The sequence below is a fragment of the Microbacterium sp. 22303 genome (assembly GCF_052045265.1).
GTDB lineage: Bacteria > Actinomycetota > Actinomycetes > Actinomycetales > Microbacteriaceae > Microbacterium.
In genome coordinates this window covers 989,036-1,003,788 of the sequence record NZ_JBQEOQ010000001.1, presented here as the reverse complement: position 1 = coordinate 1,003,788, position 14,753 = coordinate 989,036, and the positions used below count along the sequence as shown (strand labels likewise).

The 14,753-nt window shown below is 70.5% G+C and carries 16 protein-coding genes and 1 tRNA gene; 7 read left to right on the top strand and 10 right to left on the bottom strand.

The window, feature by feature from the left end:
• Nucleotides 1-8: 8 nt before the first annotated feature.
• From ACTJI8_RS04810 to ACTJI8_RS04800, 3 genes are all read right to left on the bottom strand, one after another.
• Nucleotides 9-968: an alpha/beta fold hydrolase gene (locus ACTJI8_RS04810; protein WP_440732250.1), complete on the bottom strand. Its 960-nt coding sequence runs from the start codon at nucleotides 966-968 to the stop codon at nucleotides 9-11.
• A gap of 160 nt (nucleotides 969-1,128) precedes the next feature.
• On the bottom strand, nucleotides 1,129-2,319 hold the full coding sequence (locus ACTJI8_RS04805; RefSeq protein ID WP_440732249.1) for an acyl-CoA dehydrogenase family protein: 1,191 nt from the start codon (nucleotides 2,317-2,319) through the stop codon (nucleotides 1,129-1,131).
• A gap of 1 nt (nucleotide 2,320) precedes the next feature.
• Nucleotides 2,321-3,466, bottom strand: a complete 1,146-nt coding sequence (locus ACTJI8_RS04800; protein WP_440732248.1) for a CaiB/BaiF CoA transferase family protein — start codon at nucleotides 3,464-3,466, stop codon at nucleotides 2,321-2,323.
• A gap of 164 nt (nucleotides 3,467-3,630) precedes the next feature.
• Between ACTJI8_RS04800 and ACTJI8_RS04795 the strand changes: the two genes are divergently transcribed.
• Complete coding sequence (locus tag ACTJI8_RS04795; protein ID WP_440732247.1) at nucleotides 3,631-4,335, top strand: tyrosine-protein phosphatase; 705 nt, start codon at nucleotides 3,631-3,633, stop codon at nucleotides 4,333-4,335.
• 67 nt (nucleotides 4,336-4,402) lie between these two features.
• Entirely contained in the window at nucleotides 4,403-4,867 is a 465-nt protein-coding gene (locus ACTJI8_RS04790) for an SIP domain-containing protein (RefSeq protein WP_440732246.1), read from the top strand.
• A 1-nt stretch (nucleotide 4,868) separates the two neighbouring features.
• Here ACTJI8_RS04790 and ACTJI8_RS04785 read toward each other — a convergent pair whose 3' ends face one another.
• The 4 genes from ACTJI8_RS04785 to ACTJI8_RS04770 form a co-directional block, all read right to left on the bottom strand.
• Complete coding sequence (locus tag ACTJI8_RS04785; RefSeq protein WP_440732447.1) at nucleotides 4,869-5,237, bottom strand: Fe-S oxidoreductase; 369 nt, start codon at nucleotides 5,235-5,237, stop codon at nucleotides 4,869-4,871.
• Between the two features lie 83 nt (nucleotides 5,238-5,320).
• Nucleotides 5,321-6,133, bottom strand: coding sequence for an arginase family protein (locus ACTJI8_RS04780; RefSeq protein WP_440732245.1), 813 nt, complete (start codon nucleotides 6,131-6,133; stop codon nucleotides 5,321-5,323).
• Nucleotide 6,134: 1 nt separating this feature from the next.
• Nucleotides 6,135-6,875 carry a PspA/IM30 family protein gene (locus ACTJI8_RS04775; RefSeq protein WP_440732244.1) on the bottom strand — a complete coding sequence of 247 codons (741 nt, stop codon included), beginning with the start codon at nucleotides 6,873-6,875 and terminating at the stop codon, nucleotides 6,135-6,137.
• 67 nt (nucleotides 6,876-6,942) lie between these two features.
• Complete coding sequence (locus ACTJI8_RS04770) at nucleotides 6,943-8,970, bottom strand: TPM domain-containing protein (RefSeq protein ID WP_440732243.1); 2,028 nt, start codon at nucleotides 8,968-8,970, stop codon at nucleotides 6,943-6,945.
• Nucleotides 8,971-9,096: 126 nt separating this feature from the next.
• On the opposite strand from ACTJI8_RS04770, the gene ACTJI8_RS04765 reads away from it, so the two are divergent.
• Both ACTJI8_RS04765 and trmB read left to right on the top strand, forming a co-directional pair.
• Complete coding sequence (locus ACTJI8_RS04765; RefSeq protein WP_440732242.1) at nucleotides 9,097-9,972, top strand: DUF3097 domain-containing protein; 876 nt, start codon at nucleotides 9,097-9,099, stop codon at nucleotides 9,970-9,972.
• A gap of 65 nt (nucleotides 9,973-10,037) precedes the next feature.
• On the top strand, nucleotides 10,038-10,763 hold the full coding sequence (gene trmB / locus ACTJI8_RS04760; protein WP_440732241.1) for a tRNA (guanosine(46)-N7)-methyltransferase TrmB: 726 nt from the start codon (nucleotides 10,038-10,040) through the stop codon (nucleotides 10,761-10,763).
• A gap of 43 nt (nucleotides 10,764-10,806) precedes the next feature.
• On the opposite strand, the gene ACTJI8_RS04755 is transcribed toward trmB, so the two are convergent.
• Complete coding sequence (locus ACTJI8_RS04755; RefSeq protein WP_440732240.1) at nucleotides 10,807-11,547, bottom strand: alpha/beta fold hydrolase; 741 nt, start codon at nucleotides 11,545-11,547, stop codon at nucleotides 10,807-10,809.
• Nucleotides 11,548-11,620: 73 nt separating this feature from the next.
• On the opposite strand from ACTJI8_RS04755, the gene ACTJI8_RS04750 reads away from it, so the two are divergent.
• Nucleotides 11,621-12,319: a helix-turn-helix transcriptional regulator gene (locus tag ACTJI8_RS04750; RefSeq protein WP_440732239.1), complete on the top strand. Its 699-nt coding sequence runs from the start codon at nucleotides 11,621-11,623 to the stop codon at nucleotides 12,317-12,319.
• 45 nt (nucleotides 12,320-12,364) lie between these two features.
• Nucleotides 12,365-12,751, top strand: coding sequence for a DUF1304 domain-containing protein (locus ACTJI8_RS04745; protein ID WP_440732238.1), 387 nt, complete (start codon nucleotides 12,365-12,367; stop codon nucleotides 12,749-12,751).
• Between the two features lie 23 nt (nucleotides 12,752-12,774).
• Here the strand turns inward: ACTJI8_RS04745 and ACTJI8_RS04740 are convergent, their stop codons facing one another.
• The gene (locus tag ACTJI8_RS04740; protein WP_440732237.1) at nucleotides 12,775-13,368 is read right to left on the bottom strand and encodes a hypothetical protein; all 594 of its coding nucleotides are present in this window, start codon (nucleotides 13,366-13,368) and stop codon (nucleotides 12,775-12,777) included.
• A gap of 93 nt (nucleotides 13,369-13,461) precedes the next feature.
• Here ACTJI8_RS04740 and ACTJI8_RS04735 point away from each other — a divergent pair.
• Nucleotides 13,462-13,534: transfer RNA gene (locus ACTJI8_RS04735), tRNA-Arg, on the top strand.
• A gap of 80 nt (nucleotides 13,535-13,614) precedes the next feature.
• Here ACTJI8_RS04735 and ACTJI8_RS04730 read toward each other — a convergent pair.
• On the bottom strand, nucleotides 13,615-14,718 hold the full coding sequence (locus ACTJI8_RS04730) for a LacI family DNA-binding transcriptional regulator (RefSeq protein WP_440732236.1): 1,104 nt from the start codon (nucleotides 14,716-14,718) through the stop codon (nucleotides 13,615-13,617).
• Nucleotides 14,719-14,753 lie beyond the last annotated feature (35 nt).

The following is a 14,753-nucleotide window of genomic DNA, read 5'->3' as shown; positions in this document are numbered from 1 at the left end:
ACGCGGCGTCACAATCCGGGCTCCTCGACGGGCTCAGGGCCGATGCTGTCTGCGGCGGTGCGGATGATCTCGGCGAGGGCTGCGGGGGCCGTCTCCTGCAGGTTGTGGCTGCCTTCGAGGTGCAGGACTCGTGCGCGGGGAGCACGTGCGCGGAACTCCTGTTCGGCGTCGTCCGAGACGAACCCGTGACCGGCGCGGACCAGGGAGAGCGGGGCGACGACGGCATCGAGATCCGCCCAGCCGTGCTCGCCGAGGATCGCGGACGGCGCTCCGGTCGATGCCGCCGCGGGCGGCGCATCCAGCAGCCGAGCCGCGATGTGCGCGAAGTGGTGCTTCCACTCCACGCGGCCGTCGGGGCGGACTCGCGTGTTCAGGAACACGCCGCGGGCGGTGTCATCCCGGGATCCGCCGAAGCCGAACTGCTGGGCGCGGTCGACGAGCTCGTCGCGGGAGGCGGCGTCGACCACGCGGTAGAACTCGCGCAGGGCCGCGGGGCCGACGCTCTGGTCGACGCCGGGGGTGATGTCGACGACGAGGAGCTCGCGCACGAGCTCCGGGGCGCGGGCGGCGATCGCTGCCGCGGTGAGCCCGCCCAGCGACTGGCCGACGAGCACCTGCGGGCGGTCGGTCCAGGTGCGCAGTGCCTCGATCACGTCGGCGGCCAGGGTGCGGCCGGTGTAGTCGGCGTCGTCGCGCCAGGAGGAGTCGCCATGGCCCGCGAGGTCGATTGCCAGGGCGGGCCGGCCGAGGGCGAGCACCGTGGTGTCCCAGGTGTGCGCATTCAGGCCCGCGCCGTGCAGCAGGGTGACCTCGACCGGTTCGTCGCCGTAGCGCAGCGCGCTCAGCGTGCGACCGTCGGCGAGGGTCAGGCTCAGGCGTTCGACCGGTGGGATCGGGACGCCGAGCGCCGCGGCCTGACCGGCGAGGAAGGAGAACTCGGTGATCTCTTCTGGAGCGACGTGGGACACGCCCTCATTGTGCTCCCGCGCAGTCGCCGACGTGAAATGAGGGATCAAAGTGCGCGCTCGGAGCGTCACAGGAGGTAACTTGCAGTAATTCAGAGCGAGCCTATGCAGGCGGAATGCTCTAACCTCATCGGAAGCCTCGGGTCAGAGTCGAGATCCCAGGTCAGAACGCGCTCAATCCGGTGAGGGCTCGACCGATCACCAGCTGGTGGATCTCATCGGTGCCTTCGTAGGTGCGCACCGACTCGAGGTTGGCCGCGTGCCGCATCACGGGATAGGCGTTCGTGATGCCATCGCCCGCAAGGATCGTGCGCGCCTGGTGCGCGATCTCGAGCGCCTCGCGCACGCTGTTCAGCTTGCCGACGGAGATCTGCGCGGCGGTGAGCGCGCCGCGCTCCTTGAGGCGCCCGAGATGCAGGGCGAGCAGCACGCCCTTCTCGACCTCGACGAGCATGTCGGCGAGCTTGGCCTGTGTGAGCTGGTTGGCCCCGATCGGCTTGCCGAACACCTCCCGGCTCGTCGAGCGATCCAGCGCCGCCTCGAGGCAGCTGCGCGCCGCCCCCATCGCACCCCAGATGATGCCGTAGCGCGCCTCGTTCAGGCATCCGAACGGGCCGGAGAGCCCCTCGGCGCCGGGAAGCATCGCATCCGCGGGAAGGCGGACGCTCTCGAGAGCGACATCGCACTGCACGGATGCGCGCATGGACAGCTTGCCCGTGATCGGAGTCGCGGTGAACCCCGGTGTCGTGGTCGGCACGAGGAAGCCCCGTACCGCCCGCCCGCCGTCGCCGAACGCTGGATCGTCCACGCGCGCCCAGACCACGGCGACATCGGCGAGGGAGGCGAGCCCGATCCAGCGCTTGGCGCCGTCGAGCACCCAGCCGTCGCCCTCCTGGCGCGCCGTGGTGATCATGGCCGCAGGGTCGCTGCCGCCCTGCGGCTCTGTGAGCGCGAAGCAGCCGACGGCATCGCCCGTGGCCATGCGCGGCAGCCAGGCCTGCTTCTGCTGTTCAGAGCCGTACTTCGCGATCGCGCTCATCGCCAGCGATCCCTGCACCGAGACGAAGGTCCGCCACCCGCTGTCCGCCGCCTCCAGCTCGAGGCAGGCGAGGCCGTAGGACACCGCGCCGGCGCCGGCACACCCGTAGCCGGTCAGGTGCATGCCGAGGAATCCGCCGGCGCCGAGCTCGGCGATGAGCTCGCGGCGGAAATGCGCGTTCTCGAAGTCCTCCTCGATGACCGGCAGGATCCGCTCCTGCGCGAACGCCCGCGCGCGCAGCTGCCAGTCGCGCTCCTCAGGGGTGAGCAGAGCGTCGAGGTCGAAAACGGCGTCGATGCGGGGAGCAGTCGTCATCTCAGGTCCTTTCGGTGCGCCAGGCGGCGGGCGCGGAGTCGTTCAGAGCGGGCGGCGGTGTGCGATAGGCGGCCGGGGCGTCGCCGAGCCGGATCGGGTTCGCGATCGTGCGGGAGGCCCCGAGCGCGACCACCGGATCGAGCCCCAATCCTTCGGCGAAGGCGAGCGCCTCCGCCACGTCGTGCACGAGGCCGGCGGGGATCCCTGCCGCACGGAACCGGTCGATCCAGTGCGCGGCTTCGGCGTGCGCGAGCTCCTGCTCGATCAGCGTCGTGAGCGCATCCCGATGGGCGACGCGGTCGGCGTTGCGGAGGAAGCGCGGATCGGTCGCGAGCGCCGCCTGTCCCAGCGCGACGGCCAGCGCGCGGAACTGCTTGTCGTTGCCGATGGCGATGACCAGGTCCCGGTCTGCGGCGCGGAACAGGGCGTAGGGGGCGATCGACGGATGCTGGTTGCCCAGACGCCGGGGCGGGACCCCGGTGGCGAGCGTCGAGGCCGCCTGGTTCGTCAGCGCCGACAGGAGGCTCTGCAGCAGATTGACGTCGACGCGCTGGCCGAGGCCGGTGCGCTCACGCTCGCGCAGGGCGAGCAGGATGCCGGCCACGGCGTTCTGCCCGCACAGCACGTCGACCAGCGCGACCCCGGCCTTCGCTGCGGATCCTTCCGGATCGCCGGTGATCGACATCAGCCCGCCCACGGCCTGCACGAGCAGGTCGTACCCCGCGAGCGAGGCGCCCGTGCCGGTACCGAACCCGGTGATCGAGCAGTACACGATGCCGGGATTGACGGCGCGGACGGCGTCGAAGCCGAGACCGAACCGCTCCATCACCCCGGGACGGAAGTTCTCGATCAGCACGTCCGCGGTACCGGCGAGTCGCAGTGCCTGGGCGCGATCGGCGTCCAGGGTCAGATCCAGCGCGATGGAGCGCTTGTTGCGATTGACGCTGCCGAAGTAGGTGGCGGTGCCGTCGGCGTCGACGGGTGGATGCCAGTGCCGGGTGTCGTCACCGGCCGGCGGCTCGATCTTCAGCACGTCGGCGCCGAAGTCAGCGAGGGTCATGGTCGCGTACGGGCCGGCCAGTACACGGGAGAAGTCCGCCACGCGGACGTCGTCGAGGACGCCGCGCCGCCCGATCTCCACGCTCATCGTCAGCCCCTTCGCCGCCCGTCACGCACCTGCTCCATCCTAGGGATGCCCCGAGTCCTTGCCGCTCGCCGGCCGGCTCGGAGGCCGCCCGGTACCGGGCCCGACGCGGCGGACACACCCTAGGCTGGAGGCATGCGGCAACGGCGAACGGTGAGGAGGCGCGGATGATCCTGCTCGACGTACCCGGCATCACGAATCTGCGCGACGTGGGCGGCATTCCGGCCGGCACCTCCCGTATTCGCGAGGGTGTACTGTTCCGCTCCGGGAACCTCGCGCACGTCGGGCCGGAGGCGCACTCGTTCCTCACCGAGCGGGTCGCGCGCGTCGTCGACCTCCGCGATGACAGCGAGGCGAGTGCCGAGCCGTGTGCGCTGCCCGGGCTGCGCATCGATCGCATTCCTCTGTTCGCGGGGTCCGTCGCCTCGTTCCTGCTGGGCGATGTGAGTCTCGCGGGCCTGTACCGGCACATCGTCGAGGACGGTGCGGACCGCATCGTCCAGGTGGTCCGGATCCTGTCCGAGGGGGAGCCCACGCTGGTGCACTGCACGCTCGGCAAGGATCGCACCGGCGTCAGCGTCGCGCTCGCGCTCGCCGCCGTCGGCGCGGATCGCGATGCGATCGTGGACGACTACGCACTGACCGCCTCGCAGCTTCCGGAATCACGCAACCGAGCGATCGCGAAGTGGCTCGAGGAGCGGCTGCCGATCGCCCACGACGCGATCGCGGTGGCGACTCAGTCGCCGGCGCCGGTGATGCGCGATCTGCTGAAGAGCATCGACGAGCGACACGGCTCGGCGGCGGACTATCTGCTCGGCGCCGGGCTGAGCCGTGCCGAGCTGGACGCTCTGGGAGCCGCGCTGGTCGACTGAAGGGCGCTCAGCGGCGGTCTTGGGGTAGGTTAGGCAACCCTTCATCCGGTGATATCGTAGAGACATCATGACCACCGCGATCCGCACCACCGCACGCGCCGAACGCCGTGCCCAGCGTCGCTCCACGAAGGCCCAGCATCTGATCGTCGCCGACGAGGGATCCTTGGCCGAACTGGAGGCGGCTCTGGCGACGTTGCCGCTGTGCGCGACCGGCCGCGTGTTCATCGAGGTGCCCGATGCCGACTCCATCTCCACGGTCTCCGCACCTCCGCGGATGACCGTCAGCTGGCTGCCGAGGAGTTCGCGTACGGGCGAGCCCGGCACCGGGCGTCGCTGCGCGCGCGGCACCGCCGCAGCTCGTGCCGCGATCGCCTGGTCCGACGAGATGCTGTGCGACGGCGCGGGGGAGCACACTACGGTGACGCTGCTCTGCGGCTTCCTCGGCACGGCCGACATCGCCGAGCACCTTCGGGAGCGGCTGGGCATGGCCGCCGAGCGGATCACCGCACCGGAGCGCTTCGGGCTGTCCTGAGTCACCGCCTCGGCAGGTAGTGCCCGTCCTCCAGACCTGCTTCGATCTCGAAGCGGTTGCGCAGCGGGTCCCGTCCCGCGAACAGGTACAGGAACGGCATCAGAAGGCCGTAGCGCAGCCACTGCTGCTTGTGCACGGCCTCATGTCGCAGGACGCGGTCGTCCGGCACGTCGTCGCCGGTGAGGTAGCAGCCCGCGACGCAGACGCCACCTCGCGCGAAGGTCCACGCGGGCATTCCGCGGAAGATCCACAGCCCCTCGCGACGTTCGATCTCGCCGGTGCTCCACAGACCGCCCCAGATCCAGCCCACGGCCATGCCCCAGGCGTATCCGAGACGGCTGATCGGGGAGCGCAGCAGCACCGAGGGCAGACGCAGGTCCCGACGCCGGGACCGCTCCAGGATCTCGGCGGCCTCGGCTTCGATCGCGGCGATGCGGGCGGCGTCGCCCGCGATCACGCGAGGGCGCCGATCAGACGCAGGATCGCGCCCAGGTCCTGCACCGCGTCGCCGGGGGAGCGCGGGGCGAAGCCGGCGATGGTCGCGCCTGCCAGGGGCAGTTGCTCGCGCAGCGCCTTCACCGCGCCGACGACATCGGCCGTGCGCAGGCCGAACGGCACGGCGGACGAGACTCCGACGAGCTCGGACGGATCCAGCACGTCGACATCGATGTGCACGTACACGCGCGATGCGCCCGTGGCGGCCACGGCCTGCGCCAGCGCCCGTGCGTCCTCGAGGTCGTCGAGTCGGATGATCCCGGACTCCGCCAGGTACGCGCTCTCGGCGTCGTCCTCGGATCGCGCGCCCACGAGCACCGTGCGCTCCGCGCTGAGCCCCTGGGGGCCGTCGATCGGGAACGAGTCGTGGCCGAGCAGAGCGCGCAGCGCCATGCCCGCGTAGGCACCGGAGGTCGACGACTCCGGGGTGTGCAGGTCGGGGTGCGCGTCGAACCAGACGATCGCGACGTCGTGCAGTGCGCCAGGGAGGGCGGCGACCGCGGCCACGCTGACGCCGCAGTCACCGCCCACCACGAGCGTGGGCTCGGCATGCGCCGTGATCGCTTCCTCGATGAGCTCCCTCGTGCGGCGCAGGCTGCTGAGCCTGTGCACGCCCGTACCCTCGGCGTCTCCGGCCTCGAGCGGGACCTCCAGCACCGTCGTGCGGGCGCTCGGGAGGTCGCCGGCGATGGCCGACGCCCCCTCGGTGAGCAGCATCGCCCGCGGGGCAGGGGAGCCCTGCCACTGCGGGACGACGAGGAAGCGGGTCATCTCAGCCCTCGAGCGCTTCCTGGGGCTTGGTCGATCCGGCCTTCAGCTCTGCCAGACGGGCCTCGACCTCGGTCAGCTGGCCGATGTCCTCGAGGCTCTCGAACTGCGCGTCCAGGCTGGACGCAGCAAGCTCCGCCTTGCCCTGGGCCAGCGCCTCCTGGCGACGGACCTTGTCCTCGAACCGGCCCAGCTCGCTGGTGGGGTCGAGCACGTTGATCGACGACACGGCGTCCTGCACCTTGGTCTGCGCCTCGGCCACCTTGGCGCGGGCGAGCAGTTCGCTGCGCTTGTTCTTCAGCTCGACGAGCTTGTCCTTCATGCCGTTCAGGCCGGACTTGAGCTTGTCGACGATCTCGGTCTGGGCGGCGATCTGCGGCTCGGCCGTCTTCGCCTCCTGCTCGGAGCTGATCTGACGCTGCAGGGCGACCTTCGCGAGGTTGTCGAACTTGTCGGCGTCGGCGGTGTTGCCGGCTCCGCGCAGGTCATCGGCCTTGCGGCTGGCGGCGAGGGCCTTGTTGCCCCACTCCGCGGCGGACTGCACGTCCTCCTGGTGGTCGCGCTCGAGCAGACGCAGATTGCCGATGGTCTCGGCGATGGCCGACTCGGCGTCCGCGATGTTGTTGGTGTAGTCGCGGACGAGCTGGTCGATCATCTTCTGCGGATCCTCGGCGGAGTCGAGGAGGGCGTTGATGTTGGCCTTCATCAGGGTGGAGATGCGGCCGAAGATGGACTGCTTGGTCATGGGATGTCCTTTCCAGATTTCCGGTCGTGATGGTCGTGCACGTGAGGAGAAGTCGAGTTAGGGGGTATCAGAAGCGGCCGCCCGATCCGCCGCGGCTGCCGCCGCCGAAGCTGGAGGGGCTGAACCCGCCGCCTCCGCCACTGGAGCGCCAACCGCCGCCTCCGCCGCCCCAGCCTCCGCTGCTTCGGCCGCCACCGCCACCGCCGGACAGGATGCCGCCGATGATGCCGCCGAGGATCGCGTCGCCCATGCCGCTGCGGCTTCCGCCGCCTCCGCCGCCCCAGCCGCCTCCGCCGTCGCTCCACGAGTCGATGGAGCCCGCGGCGAGCTGGGTGGCTTCGCGGGCGAGGGCGATCGCCCGCTGCGCGTGCTGCAGTGCGGCGTTCGGATCCGCGACACGCGCAGCTTCGGCCTGGTCGTACTCCGCGGATGCCTGTGCGGCCCTGGTTCGCGCATCGGGGCCGATCGCGCCGCGGTGCGTCGTGATGTAGCTGTTCGCCGTGGAGATCTCCGCGCGCGCCTGCGTGAGCGTCTGCTCCAGCACCTGCTGGGCGCGCTCGGCCTGCTGCTGAGCGTTGCGGATCGCGTCCACGGTGCTGTCGATCCGGGTGTTGGCCGCCGTCAGCGATTCCAGCACCGCCTGGGGCCGGCGTCCCGTGCCGGTGGCGTCGGTGCGGGCCTGATCCAGCGCGGTGCGGGTCGCCGCCATCGTGGCGTTCAGCTCGGGAGATGCAGGCAACGCTGCGGCTCCCGCAAGGTCTTGCTCGAGATTCGCGATGAGCGCCTGCGCCTGTGTCTCGGTCGCGGCAAGGTCGGTCTGCAGGGTCGTGATCGCTGCTGCCAGCTGCGACGCCTGCAGCACGCCTTCTTCACCGGTGCGGATCGCGAAGGCGGCCTCACCGCGCTTCCCCTGCCCGATGAGGTCGGCGGCCTGAGCGATGTTGGAGTCGGCCAGCTCCAGCCGGCTTGCGGCCTCGGCGGGGTTGCCGACGACCGTCTGCAGAGCAGAAGCGTCGTATTCGGCGGCCAGCGCCTGCAGCGCGGCAGGGGCCGCAGCCACTGCCGAAGCCGCGGCTGCGCGATGCGCCTTCAGCTGGGCGAGGGCCTGCTCCGCGTTCTGCTCCAGCTTGCGGAGCTCATCGAACGCCGCGACGTTCGCGTCCAGCGCGGTGTCGGCCGACTCGCACAGCCGGATGATCTGCAGGTGCCAGTCGCGACGCTGCTGGTCTGTGTCGGGCACCTCGTCGTCGAGCTTCTGCTTGAGGGAGAACGCCTCATCGAGCTTACTCTTGGCTTTGGCGACCACGTCGGTGAACGTGCTGGTCGCAGTGTCGCCGAACTGCGCCGTGGCGAATCCGAGGTCCTCGGTGGAGGACGTGATCGCGTCATCGGTGTGGACGAGGGCGAGGCCCGCGCGCTTGGCCAGCTCCTCATCGCTGATGGCATCGAGCGGATCCCCGACCGGATCGGTCGCGACCGACTTCACCCGGGCGGCGGCGCGACGGCGCATCACCACCAGAACGATGATCGCGGCGACGATGGCGAGGACGCAGAGGACGATCAACAGGATCCCACCCAGATCCGTCCCCGAGGATCCGGATCCCTGGAACCCTGCCGCGGCTGTGCGAACGGCGGCGGCCCAGTCCTGCGTGCGCAGATCATTCACGAGCGACTGGGAGATCTGGTCCACGCGGGACAGCGGGATCGGACCCGCCTTGTCGGCGGACAGATAGTACTGCCGTGACTGCGTGGCGACAGCCAGCAGATACTGCTGCTGGCCGAGACCATTGTCGACCGCGACCTGGTTCGTCCACTCCTGGCTGTTGTCCGGGTTGGAGAACGTGTCGACGAACACCACGAACAGCTGGATGTTCTGCGACCGGCTGAGGTCCTCGAGCCGGCTGTTGAGCTCTTCCGTCTCTGAGGAGCCCAGCGCGCCGACCTCATCGGTGATGAACTGCGAGCCCAACGTCACCGGCGCCGAGGCCGGGGCGGGCGCCGTCGCGTCCGTGCTCGCGAGCGCCGATGCGGATCCGAGCGACATGCCGAGCGCACCCAGGACCACACCTACGACGACAGCCCAGCGCGCGCGCATCTTCGCTCCTCCCGGGGTCCGGCAGGCCCCAGGAGCGAGTCTAGGCTGTGTCTCCCTTTGTTTCTCCTGCCCGTGCCGGCCGTAGGACTCCGAAAGGAGAGGGGTGCTCTCGATAGGCTGGAGACGATGGATGACAGGTACGGATCCGATGTGCTCGCGAGCGGTTGGCGCGAGCGCGGTGCGAAGGTCGCCGTGGACGTCGCGGCAGAGAAGGACCTCGTGGTCGAGGTCGCGGTGGACGGGTTCTGCGGTGCGGTGACCCGGATCGAGGGCGGACAGGTCGAGCTCGAGGATTACCGGGGACGCCGCCGGCTGTTCCCGATGGGCGCGGGCTTCATGATCGATGGCGAGCCCGTGCGGCTGGTGCACCCTGCTCGCGCGGCAGGCGCGGCCTCAGGCGGGACCAAGCGCACCGCCTCCGGATCCTTCGCGGTCGGGGATTCCCGTGCGCGCACCGCGCTGCCGAGCCGGATCCTCGTCGAGGGCCGGCACGACGCGGAGCTCGTGGAGAAGGTCTGGGGCGACGATCTGCGCGCGGAGGGCGTCGTCGTGGAGTACCTGCAGGGTGTCGATCTGCTGGAGGAGCTGCTCGCTGCGGCCCCGCCGCGGCGCGACCGTCGCTACGGTGTGCTCGTGGACCACCTCGTGCCCGGCTCCAAGGAGACCCGCATCGTGGAGCAGATCATGCGCGGCCCGCACGGGGCGCACCTGCGCATCGTCGGGCACCCGTACATCGACGTGTGGCAGTGCGTCACGCCCGCAGCGATGGGGATCCGCGCCTGGCCCGAGATCCCGCGCGGCATCGACTGGAAGACCGGGATCTGCAGGGCCTTCGGATGGCCGACCGCGTCGCAGGCCGACTTCGCGCACGCATGGAAGCGCATCCTCTCGCGGGTGAACAGCTATCGCGACCTCGAGCCGTCGCTGCTCGGCCGCGTCGAGGAGCTCATCGACTTCGTGACGGAACCCGTCGCGGGGCCGGCCTCGGGCGGCGCACGATGAGCGGCCGCTCCACCCGCGGGGCAGGACGGGCGGGCGCGACCCCGGACGGCGGATACCCTGGAGGGATGCCCGAACCGCGTACCTTCCGTGACGAGCCGGTCTCGTTCGTCCGCCGCAGCGGCCGCATGTCCGAGGCGCAGGAGCGCGCCTTCGCCGAACTGGCCGAGTTCTTCGTGCTGGATGTGCCGCGCAACGTGGCTTGGACCTCGGTGCACCCCGAAGCGCGGCTCGACGTCGCCGCGGCATACCGGCGCGAGGCGCCGCTGACCGTCGAGGTCGGATCCGGCCAGGGGCACGCGATCGTCTCCGCCTCGGCAGCACACCCCGAGCGGGACTTCCTGGCGGTCGAGGTGTTCCGTGCGGGGCTCGCCAGGACGATGCTCGATGCCGAGCGCGAGGGCGTGCGAAACCTGCGGCTGATCGAGGCGAACGCGCCCGAAGTGCTCGCCACGTACCTTCCCGCGGGCTCCGCCGACGAGGTGTGGATCTTCTTCCCCGACCCCTGGCACAAGAAGCGGCACACCAAGCGCCGCCTGGTGCGGCCGGGCTTCGGCGCCACCGCGGGCGCAGCTCTGCGCGACGGGGGACTGCTGCGACTCGCCACGGACTGGGAGGACTACGCGCTGCAGATGCGCGAGGTGCTCGACGAGGCGCCCGAGTTCGAGCGCGCGTTCGAGGGGGAGTGGGCGCAGCGCTTCGACGGGCGCGTGATGACCGCGTTCGAGCGCAAGGGCATCGCGAAGGGCCGCGAGATCCGCGATCTGACCTACCGCCGCGTGCCGCGGGGCTGATGCGCCGGCTGCGACGGATCGGCCCCGTCGGAGCGCGCACCGTTCAACCGGTGTGAGACGCCGCCGAGCGGATGACCTCGGCGAGGTCGCGAGGACGACTCCACATGGGCCAGTGACCGGTCGGGAGGTCGACGACGTCGAGGTGCTCGAGGTTCGTGACCTCGGCGAACATGGGATGGCCCCCTCGTGCCAGGTCCAGCAGCTGCGCGCTCGGGATCGAGCAGCACACCAGGGTGGTCGGGATCCCGTTGCGGGCGCCGTTCGCGAGATCGACGTGCTGGCGCAGCACGGGGCCGGGCTCGGGGACGGCTCGGGCTCGGAAGCGTGCAAGGACCTCGGCACCGAGTCCCTCGAGGCTCGCCTGCTGCGCGAGGACGTCGAACGCGGGGAGTGGAAGGTCCTGCACGTCCTCCGGGAGGTCAGCGGCGAAAGCGCTCCCTGCGGCCACCGGTCCGGAATCGACCCAGACCACCCGACGGACGAGCTCGGGGTGCCGGTCGAGGAGGAGGGAGACGGGGAAGTTCGCCCCGCTGTGAGCGACGACGATCGCGGGCGTGCTCGCGGAGACGCCGTTTCGAGCCAGGACGTCGAGGATCGCCGTGACCTGGTCGTCGAGAGTCCTCTCGGCCCGTTGGGGGTCGTCGGGGTCGAGACCCGGCGGCGTCATCGCGACGGCGTGAGAGCCGGCGGAGTCCAGGTGCTCGCGCACGTCGTCCCATGCCCAGGCGCCCAGCCAATGGCCGGCGATGAGAAGGATGGTGGGACTTTCCGTCTTCTTTGTCATGCCACCAGCTTCGGGCGTGCCGCAGGCACGTGTATGTCACTATTTATGTCATGAAATATTCGGCGGCGACGCGGTGAAGCGCGCAGAGCGACTCCACGCCCTGTCCGAGACGCTGCGCCGCAGCGGATCCCGGGGCTGCTCCGCTGAGCGGCTGGCACGAGAGTTCGGCGTGTCGGTTCGCACCGTCAAGAGAGATCTCGCTGCGCTCGAGAGCAGTGGTGCGCCCATCTGGTCGCGTCCGGGCCCCGGGGGCGGCTACGGAATGGCGATGGGTGCGTCGCTGCCGCCGGTCAGCCTGTCTCCCGCGCAGGCGGTCGCGCTCATGGCGGCCGTGTCGGCGGCCTCCGATGCCCCCTACGCGGATCTGGCGGCAGCCGGGATCCGGAAGATCATGGACGTCCTCGATCCCCGGACCCGCGCACGGGCGGACGCCTTGGCCGAGCGCGTCTGGGTGGACGCGGTTCTCGCGCCTTCGCGTGCGATCAGGTCTGCGCTGGAGGAGGCGATGGCGGATCAGCGTGTCGTCCGCATCCGCTACACGGCGGGGGACGGGACGACAACCGCACGTGACGTCGAACCCGTCCTGTTCGCATCCACGCAAGGCCAGTGGTACCTCGTCGGATGGTGCCGATTGCGTGACGCTATGCGGTGGTTCACGGTCTCTCGCATCGAGCGGGCCAGCGTGACCGCGATGCCGTGCGCCGGGCACACCGTCGACGAGGTCGGGGAGCCTCCCGCGACCGCCGCTCCGGTGCATTCAGATCATCGCTAGCGCGCGCCTCTCGCGTCGGTGCGCGGCGCGCGGCAGAATCGGCCCATGCTCCTGCTGATCGGATCCGTGTTCGCCGCGCTCGCCGCGCTCATCCACGTCTACATCTTCGTGCTGGAGTCGGTGCGCTGGACGCATCCGTCGACGCGACGGATCTTCGGCACATCCGCCGAGGATGCCGAGACGACACGGCCGCTCGCGTTCAACCAGGGCTTCTACAACCTGTTCCTCGCGATCACGGTGGTGATCGGAATCGTCTTCGTCGGCGCGGGATCGGCCGGTGTCGGAATCGCGCTCATGCTCGCGGGAGCCGGATCGATGCTCGCCGCGGCGCTCGTGCTCATCCTCTCCGATCGGTCCAAGGCGCGTGCGGCGATCGTGCAGGGAGCGACCCCGTTGATCGCGGTCGTGCTGCTGGTGGTCACGCTGTTCTGATCCGGCTCGCGCCGACGGCGCGGTCAGGCGATCGTGCCCAGCCCGGCGCGCATGGCGTCGAACATCGCGAACATCAGCCAGAACGACCAGCCGATGGTGAGTAGGAAGCTCGCAGCAGTCGCGGCAAGGGCGATCCACATCGTGGCCGAGCCCGTTCCCGCCTGCCGGCGCACCACGACGGCACGGCCGATCGGATACACCGGCGAAAGGAAGCTCCACGCCCAGTGGAAGCGCTTCGGGTAGCCGAGCCGGCCGAGCTGCACGTAATCGCGGTACCCGGCGACGATCACGAGCGCATAGAGCGCCCAGCCCAGAAGCGTGCCGAGCATCGAGGCCGCAACGATCCCCGGCATCAGGTCGAAGATGATCGCGGACACGACGCCGGGCTGCACTCTCGTTCCTGAGGCGGCCATGCTGCTCACTTCGGCGACGCGTCGCACGTAGCTGAGCATCGGGCCGGTCATCAGCCACAGTGAGACGGCCGAGACGGCGACCCCGGCGACGGTGGTCCAGGCACTCACCCATCCCCAGGCGGTGTAGACCGGCGTTCCTCGGGGGACGCGGGGCTCTTCCACGGCCGTGTGCGGCCAGGGTGCCGGGGGAACGGAAGCGCTCATCGGGTCCTCATCGATCGGTCGGTTTCTCGCGACACTACCGGGATCCTGCGCGGTCGGAGAGGAGGCGGATCCGATGCTAGGCTCGTTCGGTACGCCTCCGTAGCTCAGCGGATAGAGCGCCGGTTTCCGGTACCGTAGGTCGCAGGTTCGATTCCTGTCGGGGGCACGCATTTCGACGAAGGGCCGCCCGGATGGGCGGCCCTTCGTCGTGTGGGCAGCGAAGCTGGCGTGATCGTCGCCGTAGGCTCAGCGCCCGGGCGCCCACGGGGTCGTGCGCGGCGCAGCGACGGATTCGCGCTCGACGAGGCGCGTCCCGACGATGATCTCGCCGTCGGCATGGCGGCCGAAGGCGTCGTCGGTGCGGCTCAGGGCGAGGCGCACGCTCTCGCGCCCCATGTCCTCGAGCGGCACGTGCACGGTGGTGAGCTTGGGGGTGAGCTCGCTGGACTGCGGGATGTCGTCGTAGCCGACGAGCGAGATGTCCTCCGGCACGCGCACGCCGCGTGCGGTCATCGCGTCCAGTGCGCCGGCGGCGACCAGGTCGTTCGCCGCGAACACCGCCGTGATCCCCGGGTTCCCGTCGAGGATCTCGCCCATCGTGGCGTGGCCGAAACGGCGTCCGAACGCCCCCTGGTGCACGAGCTCCGGGGGCACCTCGTAGCCGTGGGACTGCATCGCGCGACGGAAGCCGGCCAGACGCGCGACACTGGTGGAGAGGCCGATCGGGCCGCCGAGGTAGAGGATCCGGCGGTGTCCCTGGGCGATGAGGTGCTGCGTCACCGCGAAGGCGCCGCCCTCGTTGTCGTAGCCGACGATCTTCGTCGGTGCCTGCTCGCCGACCGAGGGGCGGCCGCACAGCACGAGCGTCGATCCGATGCCGGCCAGGGTCCGCGCGCGCTCGGCCATCCGGCGTCGGGCGCGGGGATCGTCGTAACCCCCGCCGACGACGATCACGGCGTCGGCGCGCTGGCTGATCATGCGGTCGATGAGCTCGATCTCGCGATCGACGTCGCCCTGCGAGGCGGCCACGATGCAGAGCCGGCCCGTGGCGGCGGCCTCCTGCTCGACGCCGCGCACGATGTAGGAGAAGAACGGATCGACCAGGTCGTTCACGATGATGCCGACGCTGTGCGTCGCCGAGCTTGCGAGCGCTCTGGCGTGCGCGTTGGCCGTGTAGCCGAGGTCATCGATGGCCCGGTTGACGGCGTCGCGCGTCGCCTGCGCCACCGGGTAGTTGCCGTTGAGCACCCGGGAGACGGTGGCCGAGGAGACGCCCGCGCGCTCGGCGACATCGGACATGGTCACGGTGTGCATGGCGCCCACCGTGGCGCGATCGTCCTGCGTCGTCATCCCATCCTCCGTTCGTGGGCCGGCGGCCCGCTCTC